We start from the raw sequence: 14,110 nt of genomic DNA, 5'->3' as shown, positions 1-14,110 counted from the left end.
TAGATGCGGCACATCATGGTGTTGCGATCGAGGGGCGGCTCAATCGAGCTTGATAAACCACTTGTCCCGTTCGTCGATACAGTCCGGCTCACCCATCTCGAACTCACGACAGATCAGGGGGCGTACCTCATGGATGCGGCACATCATGGTGTTGCGATCGAGGGGCGGCTCAATCGAGCTTGATAAACCACTTGTCCCGTTCGTCGATACAGTCGGGCTCGCCCATTTCAAATTCACGGCATATCAGGGGACGGACTTCGTAGATGCGGCACATCATGGTGTTGCGATCGAGCGCCGCGCACCAGCCATCTTCCAGCCGGTGCATCACCGGCACTTCACCTTCCCGCTCTTCCACATAGCGATCCGGCACGCCGGTATCGGTAAACAGCATCACTTCGAGGCGGCAGCAGCAGGCCTCGCAGTTCTGGCAGCTCACATCTGGGGTCGTCATGGCACCTGCCTTGTTCTCATGGGCACGGATAAATATGAAACAGGCGCCGCTGGGGCGCCTGTGGTCTGAACCTTAGCCCAGTTTGCGGGCACGGTAGCTGCGACCCTTGATCTTGCCTTCCTGCAGTCGCTTGAGCGCCGCCTTGGCTACGCCCTGCTTGACTGCCACGTAGGAGTACTGCTCGGCGATCTGGATCTTGCCAACATCGGCCCCGGCAATGCCGCCTTCGCCGGTCAGGGCGCCCAAGATGTCACCGGCGCGCACCTTGCTCTTGCGGCCCGCATCGATGGAGAGGGTCACCATCTGCGGGGCTATGGGTTTGATGGCGCGGCTGATGGCATCGAGATCCCCCAGCGGCAGCGGGGCCTGCTGGTACTCCTCGATGATGTTGACGCGCTGGGCCTCGTTCGGCTGATAGAGGCTCAGGGCCAGGCCCTGCTGGCCGGCGCGGCCGGTCCGACCGATGCGGTGCACGTGCACCTCGGGGTCGTAGGTGAGCTCGTAGTTGATGACGGCGCCCAGCTCCTTGATATCCAGCCCGCGGGCCGCCACGTCGGTGGCCACCAGTATGGTGGCGCTGCCGTTGGCGAAGCGCACCAGCACCTGATCCCGCTCGCGCTGCTCCAGATCGCCGTTCAGCGCCAGGGCCGAGAAGCCCTTGGCGGCCAGGTGATCGGCCACGTCGTTGCAGGCCCGCTTGGTGTTGCAGAACACCACGCAGGAGCCCGGCTGATAGTGGCTGAGCAGCCAGCCGAGGGCCTCGAGGCGCTGACCGGTCGGCACTTCATACAGCTTCTGCTCGATGGCGCTCTCCTCGTGCAGGGACTCCACGCTCACCTCCACCGGGTTGCGCTGCACGCCACGGCTCATCTGGGCGATCCCCTCCGGATAGGTGGCGGAGAAGAGCAGGGTCTGGCGATCCCGCGGGGCGTGGCTGATGACCCGGTTGATGTCTTCGCCAAAGCCCATGTCCAGCATGCGATCCGCTTCGTCCAGCACCAGCGTCTTGAGGCTGTCGAGCGCCAGGGTGCCCTGCTCCAGGTGCTTGAGGATCCGGCCCGGGGTGCCGACGGCGATGTGGGCACCGAAGCTCAGGGTGGCCGATTGCGGTGCGGTCGGGGTGCCGCCGCACAGGGTCACCAGCTTGACGTTGGGTAGGGTACGGGCGAGACGACGGATCTCGGTGGCAACCTGATCCGCCAGCTCGCGAGTCGGGCAGAGCACCAGCGCCTGTACCTCGAGCCGGTTGACGTCAAGGCGGGAGAGCAGGCCGAGGCCGAAGGCCGCAGTCTTGCCGCTGCCGGTTTTTGCCTTGGCGATCAAGTCTTTGCCGTCGAGTACCAGGGGCAGGCTCTGGGCCTGGATCGGGGTCATCTGCAGATAACCCAGGCTGGCGAGGTTCTCGAGCAGGGCGGGGGAGAGGTTCAGGCTGCTAAATTCGTTGTTCACAAAAGGACTCTATATGGGAGAAAACGGGCTGCGCCGGGCGCAAGGGCGCGCATTGTACCAGAATCCGCCGTTGGATGTGCTGCAAATTTGAGCGACTGCTTCTGTTCGTGACTGTCAGCCCGGTGGCAAGGGGCCGGCTCACCGACTGCCCCCTGGCAATCCGGAGCAGCGGTTCGCGGTCGCGGAAATATGTATTTGGCACCGTCTACATTCATCGCAAATAAGATAAACGTTTTTCACTCCACCTTGATTAAATAAATTTGTCGTAAATTTGTTCTGACCACTTCTGCGCGGCCTTGCGAGTATTAAGTGAATGTAATTAAGCTGTGAAAACAGGAGTTTACAAATACATGATTTATTTTTAAGTGATTGTTTATATTGTGTTTTGTTATTTATTGAACAATGATTGGATGCTTGTGTGAGCGTTTAATTAATTTAAAAACGTTTGTATTATCCAACATGCATATTTTTACCGCAGATTGTGATGGCTATCTGAATTTTTAAATATGCAAATGTCTATGATGGCGCCGGTCAAAAATTACAATTCACTCAGGTGCTACAGGTATGGAATACGTTCACTTTGTGCTCGGACTCGTCATGGTCCTCGCTCTGGCGTTGCTGGCAAACCGCCGCAACTGGAAACTGATCAAGCCGCGCTATATCGGCCAACTGCTGGTGGTCGAACTGGCGCTGGCCTGGTTCATGCTGAACTCCGAAGTGGGTCTGGCGGTAGTGGGTGGCTTTGCCGCCGGCTTCACCAAGCTGATGGAGTTTGCCAAGCAGGGGACCGACTTCGTGTTCGGCGGCCTGGTCAATGAAGGGGCCTTCTCCTTCTTCCTGATGGTGCTGATGCCCATCGTCTTCATCTCCGTGCTGATCGGCATCCTGCAGTACATCCGTCTGCTGCCGCTGGTGATCCGCGGCATCGGTACCGTGCTGGCCAAGATCAACGGCATGGGCAAGCTGGAATCCTTCAACGCCATCAGCTCCATGATCGTCGGCCAGTCCGAGAACTTCATCGCGCTCAAGAACATACTGCCGCACCTGAACGAGAAGCAGATGTACACCCTGGCCGCCACCGCCATGTCCACCGTCTCCATGTCCATCGTCGGTGCCTACATGCAGCTGATCGAGCCGCGCTACGTGGTGGCCGCCCTGGTGCTCAACATGTTCAGCACCTTCGTCGTGCTGTCGCTCATCAACCCCTATGAGCCGGACAATACCGTGACCGACGCCAAGGCGCTGTCCGAGGGTGACGAGCACCACACCCCGAAGAAAGAGAACTTCTTCGAGATGCTGGGCGAGTACATCATGGCCGGTTTCACCGTGGCGGTGATCGTGGGTGCCATGCTGGTGGGCTTCATCGCCCTGATCGCCCTCATCAACTACCTGTTCGAGATGGCGTTCGGCGTCAACTTCCAGCATGTCATGGGTTACATCTTCTACCCCATCGCCTGGATCCTGGGCATCCCGGGCAGTGAAGCGCTGCAGGCCGGTTCCATCATGGCGACCAAGCTGGTGACCAACGAATTCGTGGCCATGATGGATCTGGGCAAGATCGCGGCCCAGCTCTCTCCGCGCACCGTCGGCATCCTCTCCATCTTCATGGTGTCGTTCGCCAACTTCAGCTCCATCGGCATCATCGCCGGTGCGGTGAAGGCGCTGAACGAAGAGAAAGGCAACATGGTCTCCCGCTTCGGTCTGAAGCTGGTGTACGGTTCTACCCTGGTGAGCCTGCTCTCCGCCGTGATCGCCGGTGTGATGCTGTAAGTCATCCACCCGCTCTACCACGACAAACCCCTGCCTCGGCAGGGGTTTGTTTTTTGGCGGCCGACTACCTAGCCGGGCCAGTGGGCCCAGTAACCGGCGGCCAGCAGGGTAAGGGTGCAAAAGCCGGTCTCGAGGGCGCCGCCGCTTCTGAGCGGCCAGCCCGGCAGCCGGTAGCGGCGCTTGCTGGGCCAGAAGAGCGGGATGCCGGCCGGGGTGAGCCAGTCCCCCAGCAGGTGGCTGAGGTAGCCGATGATGAGGGCATCTTTGACCCCGACCGGCAGGGTATCGGGCGGCAACTGCTGGTTGAGCCCCCAGATGGCGACCGCCACCGCCAGCAGGCTGTGGGTGAAGCCGCGATGACCGAACAGGCGAGAGAGGGGTTTCGAGATCCAGGGCAGCCGCTGCCCCAATACCGACTTGGGGTGGTCGAGGTCCGGCAGCAGGGCGCTGGCCAGGGCGGCGGGCACGGTCTGCCACAGGCTGGCGTCGGCCAGGGCCGGCGTCAGCTGGAGTTTGTGGGCGATCAGGGTGCAGGTAACGGAAAACAGCAGGTGCCCTTGGGCGGTCATGATGGCTACGACATGGGAAAATGGCGGCGCATCTTACCAGTGTCGCGGGCCATTGCAGCAAAAAACCGGGGCCCGGCGGGCGACCCGGTCATTAACTGCGCGGATCTTCCACCTTGGTGTCGGCGGGCACCCGTTTTTTGCCCAGCACCATGGCGCGCACCAGGTCGCTGCGGGTGAGGCGATCGGTCAGGATCACCACGGCCGCATGGACACCGACGGCGGCCATCAGGGTGTTGGCGAGGATGCCGTGCAGCTCCTCCAGCCAGTCCTCGCCCCAGAAGGCATCCCAGGTGGTGAGCCAGCCGGTGACCACGGTGCCGACCAGAGACAGCAGCAGCAGCCAGATCATCAGGGCGCCGACCGGGTTGTGGCCGAGGTAGTAGGGGTGATGCCCGCTGGCCAGCTGGCGCAGGTAGTAGCGCACCCGGGCCGGGGTCGGCCACCACTGGCCAAAGCGGGCGTAATGAGGGCCGATCAGTCCCCACAGCAGGCGGATGATGAGCAGGATGCCCACCGCGTAGCCGGCATATTTGTGGAGCTTGCTGCCCTCTTCCAGGATGAAGAAGTTGAGCAGGCAGAGGGTGACAGTAGCCCAGTGAAACACCCGGATGAGGGGATCCCAGACTTTCACTTCAGAGGTAGGGGTCATGGCAAGGCTCCAAGGCTGGGGCCGGCGCATTGCCGGCCCAACGCGGCGTTATTCGTCGATCTCTTCTTTCACTTTCTTCAGATCGGTCGGGTCGAAGTAGATCTCGACCTTGCGCTTCTCCTTGTCCCAACCGTAAATCTCGTAGCAGTTGGTCTCGGTGACCTTGAACTTCTTGATGTCATAGCCCATCGCCTTGATCTGCTGCTGGGCGTCGGCTTCGCTCATCCACTTGCTCTTGTCGGCCTGGGTGCATTGGGGATCGGCCAGGGCTGCGCTGCTCAACAGAGGGATCAGTAACAACAGGGGGGTCAGTTTCATTGCTTGCTCCTTGCGGGTGGTTGGGTCAACAGCCACAAGGTTAGTTCAGCTCCCTTAAGAAAGAATTAAGCGCAGAAGGGGATGACGGGTCTCCCCGGCAGGGCGCCGGGGAGCGGGCTCAGCTCAGCTTGCCCCTGACCAGCCACTTGTCCAGCGCGTTGGCGAAGCGCTGCTTGTCGGCCGCGTTGAGGGGGGCCGGGCCACCGGTCTGGACCCCGGCCGAGCGCAGCTCCTCCATGAAGTTGCGCATGCCGAGCCGCGCCTTGATGGTCTCGCGGGTGTAGATCTCGCCGCGGGGATTGAGCGCCTCGCCGCCGGCATCGATCACCAGGGCGGCGAGGGGGATGTCGCCGGTGATCACCAGATCGCCGGGTTTGACCTGCTGGGCGATGACATGATCTGCCACATCGAAGCCCTTTTCCACCTGCTGGGTCTTGATGAAGGGGGAGGGAGGCACCCGCAGCCCCTGATTGGCCACTAGCGTGGTCACCACCTGGGCGCGGTGGGCGGCGCGATAGAGGATCTCCTTGACCGGAATGGGGCAGGCATCGGCATCAACCCAGATGGGCATGGCTTCCTGTGTCTGAAACGAGTGGCGCATCTTAGCACGGCCGGGGGCGGCCGGCTGCCCCGGGGCTGAGTCGGGTCCGGCTTTGGTGTAAGCTGGGCCGATGAACATGAGCGAGAAGGACGAGCAGATGGATCGGGTGCCCAGTGACGTGATTTATGGCCTGACCCTGGATGGCAGGGGGGGCATGCAGCCGCTGGCGGTAGGCAGCGAGATTCCGGCAGCGCAGCCAGGCTGGCTGCATCTGGACTATGGCAACCCGGAGGCGGCGCGCTGGCTGTTGCAGACGCCACTGTTGGGTGATGCGGCACGCGAATCCCTGCTCGGCCAGAGCAATCGCCCCAAGCTGGTGCGGATGGGCGAGACGGTGCTGCTGATCCTGCGCGGCATCAACCACAACAAGGATCACAGGCCCGAAGAGATGGTGGCGCTGCGGATCTTCATCACGCCGGATCTCATCATCAGCAGCCGGCGGCGGCCGCTGCTGTCGGAAAAAGATGTCTTCGAGCAGCTGAAGCAGGGGGGCGGTGCGGACACCCCGGCCGATTGGCTGGTGGAGATCTGCGACGCCCTGACCGATCGGGCCGGGGAGTTCGTCGAGGAGCTGCACGACCAGATCCTGGATCTGGAAGAGCAGGTGCTGATGCGCGACCTGCCTGCCAACGGCCGGCTGGCGCTGATCCGCAAACAGCTCATCATGATCCGCCGCTACCTCTCGCCGCAGCGGGATCTGGTGGCGCGCCTCGCCAACGAGAAGATCAGCTGGCTGGACGAGGACGACCGGCGGCGCCTGCTCGACATCGCCGACCGGCTGCGGCGCTGGCTCGACGATCTGGATGCCGGCGTGGCGCGCACCGCCGTGCTGGCGGACGAGATCAACAACCTGATGGCGGAGGCGACCAACCGCCGCGCCTATCAGATGTCGGTGATGGCGCTGCTGTTTCTGCCCGCCAGCTTCCTGACCGGCCTGTTCGGCATCAACCTGGGGGGCATTCCCGGGGCCGAGAGCCCGACCGCCTTCTGGATCTTCTGTGGATCCCTGGTGGCGCTGGCCGCCGGGCTGGCGGTCTGGCTCAAACACAGACGCTGGTGGTAAGGAGCCGACATGACCACATGGGAATCTTTTGGCGTGACTCTGCTGCTGTTGCTGGGCCACACCCTCATTCGCGGCCTCATTCACAAGAGCCTGATGGCCCTCGGCCAGAGCCGGCAGGTGAGCGAGAACCGGGTGCTCTACGTGGAGCACGTGTTCCACTTCCTGCTCGGTTGCGCCACCCTGCTGATCCTGGCCGGGGTGTGGGGGCTCGACTTCTCGCGGCTGGTGGTGCTGGCCTCCTCCTTCTTCGCTGTGCTGGGGGTCGCCATGGTGGCGCAGTGGTCGATCCTCTCCAACATCACCGCCAGCATCACCATCTTCTTCGCCTTCCCCTACCGGATTGGTGATCGGATCCGGATCCTCGACAAGGATGACTCGGTCACCGGCGTCATCACCGAGATCGGCCTCTTCTATGTGCGGGTGCGCGATGACAACGGCGATCTGGTCACCTATCCCGCCAACCTGATCCTGCAAAAGCCGGTCAGACGGCTGGAGGGAAAGGGGGCTGACCCCCTGCAACCGGAATGAGAAAAGGCTCCCGTGGGAGCCTTTTTTGCGCCTGCCAGCCCCTCAGCGTTCGAAGAAGCGGTAGAGGTGCTCGATCTGGATCGGGCAGTCCGCCACCAGATGCACGTGCTGGCGGGCCTCTTCGACCGAGCCGAAGCTGAGGGGGCAACCCAGGGTGTCGGTCATCTCGTACAGTTTGCCGTCCTGTCCCCTGAACTCAACGATCCAGCCGGGCAGGATGGCATCCTGCAGGATCTCGGCTTCCTTGAAGGCTTGTTGCTGGTAGAGCAGACGAAGTTCATTGACTGTCATGACATCCTCCCGTGACGCTTGATGCCACTTCAAGTCTAGTGGTTGCGGCCGCCATCAGGCGGCTCATTTGGCCGTCTTGAGGTGTTCCCAGGCCCAGCGCAGGCGGATGAAGGTGTCGGCATCGCCCCCCCGATCCGGATGGTGTTGCAGTGCCAGCTCCCGCCAGCGGCGGCGAATGGCGTCAGGCCCCGCCCCGGCCGGCAGGGCGAACAGGGTCAGTGCCTCGGCCCTGTGTTCATCCCGTGCGTAGGCCCGCCAGAAGCTGCCGAGCAGGGCCTCCACCTCCTCCCGGTCGGTCTGCCAGAACACCTGCCAGTCGAGGTAGTAGCTGCGCAGCGCCTCGCCCCGGGCGAGGGCGCTTGCCGTGTTGCGAGGAGCGAGCGGTTCGATCCGGATATCCAGGGTGCTGATCAGCAGCCACCACCCTTCATCGTGGAGCTCGGCCTGCAGCTGATAAAGGGCGTTCATGATGAGGAAGTTGAGCCGAAACAGCTGCTGCTCGTCCCCCGGCAGAGGCGGGATGAACTCCTGGCGGCGCAGCTCGGCCAGCAGCTCGTGCACCTTGTAGCTGCCGCTGGCCTGCCTGAGCAGTGCCAGCAGCGGGGCGAGCAGCGGGTTGGCGGTCGGCTCGGCAGAATTCACTGGCCGGCCCCCTCTTTGGGGGGCTGCAGGGCGATCAGCAGCTCCCCGGCCAGCGGCTCGACGGGGCCGGTGACGATGCGGGTCCGCCCCTTGCCATCCAGCACGAACAGCGGGATGGCGCCCGGGTTGGCCTCCTGATACTGGGCCCAGTCGAACGCCTCGCTCAGGCGGGTCGCCTTGATCTGGCCGCCCCGGCTCAGCAGGCCGCTCAACCGGGCGTAGTTGATGTCTGGGCCGAACAGGTTCTGACGGGCGCGGAAGGTGGCGCTCTCCCGGTTGGCCTTGCCGTGCTGTTCGCTGGAGCGCAACGAGTAGACCTTCTCCTCGCCGTAGAGGTGGGCGAAGTGCAGCACGCCGAGGGCGTTGTTGTGGCGGTTGGGGGAGAGCGCCAGCACGGTACTGATGCTGGTGAGCGGCAGGTGCAGCTCGGCGTGTTCGGATTGCGGGTTGCCGAAGTAGCAGGGCAGGTTGCTCATCCGCGCCTGACGGCAGAACTCCCAGGCCGGATCGCAGAGCTGAACCGGCACCCCCTGATCTGCCAGCGCTCGGCCGATGGCCCGCGCCACCGAGTTGGCTCCGATGATGAGCCAGGTGTTGGGGGCGCTCTGGCGCATCTTGAGCAGCCCGGCCAGCGGTGCCGAAGTGAGGCTCTGCAGCACCACGGTGGAGATGATCACCGCAAACACCAGGGGGACCAGCTTGTCCGCATCGGCAATGCCGGCTTCATGCAGGCTGATGGCGAAGGAGGCGCTGACCGCCGCCGCCACTATGCCGCGCGGCGCGATCCAGCCGAGCAGGGCACGGGCCCGCCAGGAGAGATCGGATCCCCAGGTGGAGACCAGGATGCAGAGCGGACGCGCCACGAACTGCACCACGCACAGCAGCGCCAGCACCATGGGGCCGAGCTGCCAGAGCTGGGCCAGATCGAGGCGGGCCGCCAGCAGGATGAACAGGGAGGAGATGAGGATGACGGCGAGATCCTCCTTGAAGGCCAGCACCTCCTCCAGATCCAGCCCCTCCTGATTGGCGAGCCAGATGCCGAACACGGTCACCGCCAGCAGGCCGGATTCGTGGCTGAGCCAGTTGGAGAGGCTGAAGGTGACCAGCACCAGCGCCAATACGCCGAACTTGTGCAGGCTGACCGGCAGCCAGTCCTTGCGGATCAGCAGGGTGGTGAGCCAGCCGGCACCGACCCCGATGAGCGAGCCCACCCCCACCGTCTTGGCCAGCGCCAGCAGGGTGTGACCGACCAGATCCCCCTGGCTGCCGAGGCGCACCGCCTCGAACACCAGCACCGCAAACAGGGCGCCGATGGGATCGATGACGATCCCCTCCCAGCGCAGGATGCGGTCCACCTCCCGGGTCGGGCGGATCACGTTGAGCATGGGGGCGACCACGGTGGGGCCGGTCACCACCAGCACGGCGCCGAGCACCATGGCGACCCGCCAGTCCAGCCCCAGCAGGAAGTAACCGGCGCTGCCGATGACGGCGAAGCTCACCAGCATGCCGGTGGAGCAGAGGTTGCGCACCACCTTGCCGATCCCCTTGAGCTCGGCCAGGTGCAGGGTCAGTGCCCCCTCGAACAGGATGATGGCGACCGACAGGGAGACCAACGGAAACAGCAGGTCGCCGAGCAGGGCATCGGGGTCGAGCAGACCGCCGACCGGCCCCAGCAATAGGCCGGTGAGCAGCAGAAACAGGATGGCGGGTACCCGCAGCGACCAGGCGAGCCACTGGGCCAGCACTGAGACCAGGGCGATCCCGGCCAGGGAGAGAGCGATCATGCAGACCTCGGTTGGGGCAATGGACCTGGAGGAAGTGTAGTGGGGAAGATGGTCAGATTGACACCAGCCGGCGGCGGGAGCAAGGGGAGAAGCGGGTCGCGCGACAGCGGGCGTCACGGTTGCGGGGAAGGCGAGGCAAGGGCCGCTGGCTGCGGCCACCAGCCGGATTAGATGGGGCTCTCTTTGTGGAGTTCGGTGACGCAGTCGGCCACCGCCAGCACCAGCGCCGAGCGCACCACCTGATCGAGCCGGTTCAGCTGCATCTGGTAGAAGGGCCAGTCCTCCTCGTTGGCGGGGGCCTCCTGCGGCATCATGCCGCCCTGGCTGACGCCGTGCAGACGCGCCAGCAGATCGCGGATCGGCTTGTCGCTGAAGCGGTAATCCTTGGGGTCGCGTACCAGAACGTCGCGGATCTTCAGGTAAGCCTCGAGATCCTGATAGCGCTCAAGGGAAATGAGGCCGAGGGCGAAGATGAGCTTGAGGCGTACCTCCAGCTGGCCGAGGGGGCCGCTCTGGTTGAGCAAAGGTTCGATGGCGTACTTGACGGCATACTCCTCCTGACGGAACGCGCGTCGCATCAGGGAGTCGACCGCCTCTTCCAGGATGGTCACGACTTCGAGAAAGAAGCCGCGGGGGCCATCCTGCTCGTTCAGTCGTTCCAGTACTTCATCTTCCTGGTGTGTGGTCATAAGTGCATTGGGTCCAGCTGACTGGGAGAGAGTGAGCCTCTCTCCCGGTTTTTATCGTATGAGGCGCTTTGGTGGCCGGCCTGCGCGGGCCGGCACGGTGGCGCCTCATCAGGTCACTTCAAATTGCCATAACGGGTGACGATGGCGCTGACGATGTCGCTGTCGGCGGCCAGGCCGGTGATGCGAGCCAGGGCCTGGGCCGGGCCCAGCTCCGCCAGCAGCTGTTGCAGCTCCACCGCCTGCGGGTCGTCGGCGTTGCGATAGTGCAGGGCCGCGGCGATCCCCTCCTGCAGGTGATCGTTTGGCAGGCCGTACTCCAGGGTGCCGAGCAGCGGCTTCACCAGCCGATCCCCCGCCGCCAGCTTGCGCAGCGGCTGACGGCCGACCCGGTCAATCTCGTCCACCAGATAGGGGTTGGCGAAGCGGGCCAGGATCTTCTCGATGTAGGCGGCGTGCAGGCGCGGGTCGAAACCGTAGCGTTGCACCAGCACGGCGCCGCTCTCCTCCATGGCGCGGCGTACCTTGCTGCGGATCAGCGGATCCTCGATCGCCTCGCGGATGGTGCGATAGCCCCTCAGCTTGCCGAGGTAGGCGGTGACGATGTGGCCGGTGTTGAGGGTGAACAGCTTGCGCTCGACGAAGGCCATCAGGTTGTCGGTGGGCTCCATGCCCGCCACCTGCGGCAGCTCCCCCTTGAACTGGGTCTGGTCGACGATCCACTCGCTGAAGCTCTCCACCGTCACTTCCAGCGGATCATCGTTGGCCGCCGCGGGCGGAACGATGCGGTCCACCGCCGAGTCGACGAAACCGATGCAGGCGTCGAGGGTGGCATGATACGCGACCGGCAGGTACTTGAGTACCTCCTGCTTGAGGTGGCTGGTGCCGCGCACCATGTTCTCGCAGGCGATGACGTTGAGCGGTGTCAGGTTGCCGGCATCGAAGCGGGCCTGCAGCCCCTGGGCCAGGGTGCTGGCAATCTTGTCCAGAATGTTGGGGCCGACCGCGGTGGTGACCAGATCGGCGGTGATGATGCGGGCGATCACCTCGTGGCCGGCGGAGCTCACCGCCGCCACGTTGCGCACCACGTCCAGCTTCTGATCCGCTCCCACCACGTGCACCTTGTACTCCTGGCGGTGGTTGAGCTGGTCGATCAGGGTCTCGTTGACGTCGGCGAAGGTGACCTGGTGGCTGGCGTCAGCCAGCAGTTTTCCGATGAAGCCGCGACCGATATTGCCGGCACCAAAATGCAATGTTTTCATGATATTAACCTCTTGAACCAAAGACGATGAAGGACGATCAGGCAGCCTGCTCGGCACCCAGCAGATCCAGGAACTCCTGGGGATCCTGAGTGCTGGCCAGCCGGTCGATGAGGCCGGGTTCGTCCAGTGCATTGGTCAGGCGGGTTATCACCTGCATGTGTTCGTCGTTGCGGGCGGCGATGCCGATCACCAGCCGCGCCACTTCATCGGCCGCCTCGCCGAAGGCGACCCCGGCCGGGTATTGGCAGATGACGATACCGGTGCGCTTCACAAACTCCTTGGCGGCAATGGTGCCGTGCGGCACGGCGATGGATTCGCCGAGGTAGGTGGAGACCAGCTTTTCGCGCTCCAGCATGGCGTTGACGTAGTCGGGCGCCACGTAGCCCCGCTCCGCCAGCAGCTTGCCGGCAGCCCGGATGGCGGCCTCCTTGTTGTCGGCCTTGAGCCCCAGGTGCACGTCATGACGGCTCAGGGTAAAGACCTCGGTCGCTTGCGGCTCGTAGCTGTCGTCGTTGGCAGCCACCAGCAGCTGCGGGTTGGCGACGTCATCGTTGGCGGCCTGGGTCAGGCTCTGTACCAGCTCCTGATAGAGACCGCTGTCGAGGAAGTTGGTGAGTGAGATGTGGTGGGCGTGCGGCGCGTGGCGACGGGCCCGCTCGGTCAGATCCTTGTGGGTGATGACCCAGTCCACCTGATCGTCGAGCTGATCGATGGCGCGGTTGGTGACGCTGATGTCGAGGCCGGCAGCCTGCACCCGCTTGCGCAGCAGGCCGGCGCCCATGGCACTGGATCCCATGCCCGCATCGCAGGCGACGACGATGTTGCGTACCGCCATCAGTTCACCGCCCGGCTTCTTGGCCGCTGCGGTCTCGGGCTTGGCACCCTTCATGGCTTTCATCTTGCGAGTGGCTTCACCGAGGGCATCGGCCTCGTCGGCTTCCGGCTGCTGGGCACGGACGAACACGGCGGCGACCAGGAAGGAGACCAGGGTGGCGCTGATGATGGAGAGGGCGACCCCGATCAGGGAGGCTTTCGGCGTCATCAACAGCACGGCGAAGATGGAACCCGGTGAGGCGGGGGAGACCAGACCTGCGTTGAACAGGGTCAGGGTGAACACCCCGGTCATGCCGCCGGCGATCACCGCCAGGATCAGGCGCGGGTTCATCAGCACATACGGGAAGTAGATCTCGTGGATGCCGCCGAAGAAGTGAATGATGGAGGCACCGGCAGCGGACTGCTTGGCGGCGCCGCGACCGAACACCATGTAGGCCAGCAGCACGCCCATGCCCGGGCCCGGGTTCGCTTCGATCAGGAAGAAGATGGAGCGGCCGTGCTCGGTGGCCTGCTGGATCCCCAGCGGCGAGAAGATGCCGTGGTTGATGGCGTTGTTGAGGAACAGGATCTTGGCCGGCTCGACGAAGATGGAGGTGAGCGGCAGCAGGTTGTTGTCCACCAGGAAGCCGACGCCACCGGCCAGTACGCCGGAGAGCACCTTGACGAAGGGGCCGATCACGAAGAAGGCGAGGATCGCCAGCAGCATGCCGATGAGGCCGGCGGAGAAGTTGTTGACCAGCATCTCGAAGCCGCTCTTGACGCGACCTTCCATCGCCTTGTCGAAACGCTTGATGGCCCAGCCACCGAGCGGGCCGACCATCATGGCGCCCATGAACATGGGAATGTCGGTCCCCACGATGACGCCCATGGTGGTGATGGCACCGACCACGCCGCCGCGCTCACCGCCCATCAGCTTGCCGCCGGTATAGCCAATCAGCAGCGGCAGCAGGTAGGTGATCATGGGGCCGACCAGCTTGGCCAAGGTTTCGCTCGGCAGCCAGCCGGTGGGGATGAAGAGGGCGGTAATAAAGCCCCAGGCGATGAAGGCGCCTATGTTGGGCATGACCATATTGGACAGGAAGCGTCCAAAATTCTGTATCTTGACTTTGGTATCCGGTGATAACATGTCGGGACCCCGTTTTAAGCCTGTTTGATTAAAAGTGGTAGTCGGGCTGGCCGGTTTTGCCGAACCGCCATCCCTGTCGTCTAAGCA

Annotated in this window: 15 protein-coding genes; 3 read left to right on the top strand and 12 right to left on the bottom strand. The window is 63.7% G+C overall.

The window, feature by feature from the left end:
• Positions 1 to 169: 169 nt before the first annotated feature.
• Positions 170 to 451: a YkgJ family cysteine cluster protein gene (locus tag PG897_RS11680; RefSeq protein ID WP_017783608.1), complete on the bottom strand. Its 282-nt coding sequence runs from the start codon at positions 449 to 451 to the stop codon at positions 170 to 172.
• A gap of 72 nt (positions 452 to 523) precedes the next feature.
• The gene (dbpA, locus tag PG897_RS11675) at positions 524 to 1,900 is read right to left on the bottom strand and encodes an ATP-dependent RNA helicase DbpA (RefSeq protein WP_201882592.1); all 1,377 of its coding nucleotides are present in this window, start codon (positions 1,898 to 1,900) and stop codon (positions 524 to 526) included.
• A 564-nt stretch (positions 1,901 to 2,464) separates the two neighbouring features.
• Here dbpA and PG897_RS11670 point away from each other — a divergent pair.
• Positions 2,465 to 3,670: a NupC/NupG family nucleoside CNT transporter gene (locus tag PG897_RS11670; RefSeq protein WP_005308404.1), complete on the top strand. Its 1,206-nt coding sequence runs from the start codon at positions 2,465 to 2,467 to the stop codon at positions 3,668 to 3,670.
• Between the two features lie 68 nt (positions 3,671 to 3,738).
• Here PG897_RS11670 and PG897_RS11665 read toward each other — a convergent pair whose 3' ends face one another.
• The 4 genes from PG897_RS11665 to PG897_RS11650 form a co-directional block, all read right to left on the bottom strand.
• Entirely contained in the window at positions 3,739 to 4,239 is a 501-nt protein-coding gene (locus tag PG897_RS11665) for a metal-dependent hydrolase (RefSeq protein WP_005308407.1), read from the bottom strand.
• A 91-nt stretch (positions 4,240 to 4,330) separates the two neighbouring features.
• Complete coding sequence (locus tag PG897_RS11660) at positions 4,331 to 4,888, bottom strand: cytochrome b/b6 domain-containing protein (RefSeq protein WP_005308410.1); 558 nt, start codon at positions 4,886 to 4,888, stop codon at positions 4,331 to 4,333.
• Between the two features lie 48 nt (positions 4,889 to 4,936).
• Positions 4,937 to 5,206: a PepSY domain-containing protein gene (locus PG897_RS11655; RefSeq protein ID WP_010635251.1), complete on the bottom strand. Its 270-nt coding sequence runs from the start codon at positions 5,204 to 5,206 to the stop codon at positions 4,937 to 4,939.
• Positions 5,207 to 5,324: 118 nt separating this feature from the next.
• Positions 5,325 to 5,777, bottom strand: coding sequence for a YaiI/YqxD family protein (locus PG897_RS11650; protein ID WP_005308419.1), 453 nt, complete (start codon positions 5,775 to 5,777; stop codon positions 5,325 to 5,327).
• A gap of 100 nt (positions 5,778 to 5,877) precedes the next feature.
• On the opposite strand from PG897_RS11650, the gene zntB reads away from it, so the two are divergent.
• Positions 5,878 to 6,870, top strand: coding sequence for a zinc transporter ZntB (gene zntB / locus PG897_RS11645; protein ID WP_043169415.1), 993 nt, complete (start codon positions 5,878 to 5,880; stop codon positions 6,868 to 6,870).
• A 9-nt stretch (positions 6,871 to 6,879) separates the two neighbouring features.
• A complete protein-coding gene (locus PG897_RS11640) occupies positions 6,880 to 7,398 on the top strand; it encodes a mechanosensitive ion channel domain-containing protein (RefSeq protein WP_005308424.1) in 519 nt (172 codons plus the stop codon).
• Between the two features lie 42 nt (positions 7,399 to 7,440).
• On the opposite strand, the gene PG897_RS11635 is transcribed toward PG897_RS11640, so the two are convergent.
• The 6 genes from PG897_RS11635 to PG897_RS11610 form a co-directional block, all read right to left on the bottom strand.
• Positions 7,441 to 7,689 carry a hypothetical protein gene (locus PG897_RS11635; RefSeq protein ID WP_005308429.1) on the bottom strand — a complete coding sequence of 83 codons (249 nt, stop codon included), beginning with the start codon at positions 7,687 to 7,689 and terminating at the stop codon, positions 7,441 to 7,443.
• Positions 7,690 to 7,752: 63 nt separating this feature from the next.
• Positions 7,753 to 8,331 (bottom strand): DNA-J related domain-containing protein, encoded by a 579-nt coding sequence (locus PG897_RS11630; RefSeq protein ID WP_043169413.1) that lies wholly within the window; start codon positions 8,329 to 8,331, stop codon positions 7,753 to 7,755.
• A complete protein-coding gene (locus PG897_RS11625; RefSeq protein WP_010635247.1) occupies positions 8,328 to 10,115 on the bottom strand; it encodes a cation:proton antiporter in 1,788 nt (595 codons plus the stop codon). The genes PG897_RS11630 and PG897_RS11625 overlap by 4 nt, the downstream gene beginning before the upstream one ends.
• Before the next feature lie 167 nt (positions 10,116 to 10,282).
• A complete protein-coding gene (locus tag PG897_RS11620; RefSeq protein ID WP_043169411.1) occupies positions 10,283 to 10,804 on the bottom strand; it encodes an MltR family transcriptional regulator in 522 nt (173 codons plus the stop codon).
• Positions 10,805 to 10,917: 113 nt separating this feature from the next.
• Entirely contained in the window at positions 10,918 to 12,063 is a 1,146-nt protein-coding gene (locus tag PG897_RS11615; protein ID WP_010635246.1) for a mannitol-1-phosphate 5-dehydrogenase, read from the bottom strand.
• Between the two features lie 37 nt (positions 12,064 to 12,100).
• Positions 12,101 to 14,023, bottom strand: a complete 1,923-nt coding sequence (locus tag PG897_RS11610; RefSeq protein ID WP_201882588.1) for a PTS mannitol transporter subunit IICBA — start codon at positions 14,021 to 14,023, stop codon at positions 12,101 to 12,103.
• Between the last annotated feature and the right edge of the window lie 87 nt (positions 14,024 to 14,110).

The sequence above is a fragment of the Aeromonas sp. QDB20 genome (assembly GCF_027707805.1).
GTDB classification, from domain to species: domain Bacteria; phylum Pseudomonadota; class Gammaproteobacteria; order Enterobacterales; family Aeromonadaceae; genus Aeromonas; species Aeromonas dhakensis.
The sequence above is the reverse complement of the archived record's forward strand: the minus strand, read 5'-3'. Positions and strand labels throughout refer to the sequence as shown.

What these genes read in the sequence shown, in the direction of transcription:
- PG897_RS11680 (WP_017783608.1), bottom strand. Translation starts at nt 451, where the DNA reads ATGACGACCCCAGATGTGAGCTGCCAGAACTGCGAGGCCTGCTGCTGC.
- PG897_RS11670 (WP_005308404.1), top strand. Translation starts at nt 2,465, where the DNA reads ATGGAATACGTTCACTTTGTGCTCGGACTCGTCATGGTCCTCGCTCTG.
- PG897_RS11665 (WP_005308407.1), bottom strand. Translation starts at nt 4,239, where the DNA reads ATGACCGCCCAAGGGCACCTGCTGTTTTCCGTTACCTGCACCCTGATC.
- PG897_RS11660 (WP_005308410.1), bottom strand. Translation starts at nt 4,888, where the DNA reads ATGACCCCTACCTCTGAAGTGAAAGTCTGGGATCCCCTCATCCGGGTG.
- PG897_RS11655 (WP_010635251.1), bottom strand. Translation starts at nt 5,206, where the DNA reads ATGAAACTGACCCCCCTGTTGTTACTGATCCCTCTGTTGAGCAGCGCA.
- PG897_RS11650 (WP_005308419.1), bottom strand. Translation starts at nt 5,777, where the DNA reads ATGCCCATCTGGGTTGATGCCGATGCCTGCCCCATTCCGGTCAAGGAG.
- zntB (WP_043169415.1), top strand. Translation starts at nt 5,878, where the DNA reads ATGAACATGAGCGAGAAGGACGAGCAGATGGATCGGGTGCCCAGTGAC.
- PG897_RS11640 (WP_005308424.1), top strand. Translation starts at nt 6,880, where the DNA reads ATGACCACATGGGAATCTTTTGGCGTGACTCTGCTGCTGTTGCTGGGC.
- PG897_RS11635 (WP_005308429.1), bottom strand. Translation starts at nt 7,689, where the DNA reads ATGACAGTCAATGAACTTCGTCTGCTCTACCAGCAACAAGCCTTCAAG.
- PG897_RS11625 (WP_010635247.1), bottom strand. Translation starts at nt 10,115, where the DNA reads ATGATCGCTCTCTCCCTGGCCGGGATCGCCCTGGTCTCAGTGCTGGCC.
- PG897_RS11620 (WP_043169411.1), bottom strand. Translation starts at nt 10,804, where the DNA reads ATGACCACACACCAGGAAGATGAAGTACTGGAACGACTGAACGAGCAG.
- PG897_RS11615 (WP_010635246.1), bottom strand. Translation starts at nt 12,063, where the DNA reads ATGAAAACATTGCATTTTGGTGCCGGCAATATCGGTCGCGGCTTCATC.
- PG897_RS11610 (WP_201882588.1), bottom strand. Translation starts at nt 14,023, where the DNA reads ATGTTATCACCGGATACCAAAGTCAAGATACAGAATTTTGGACGCTTC.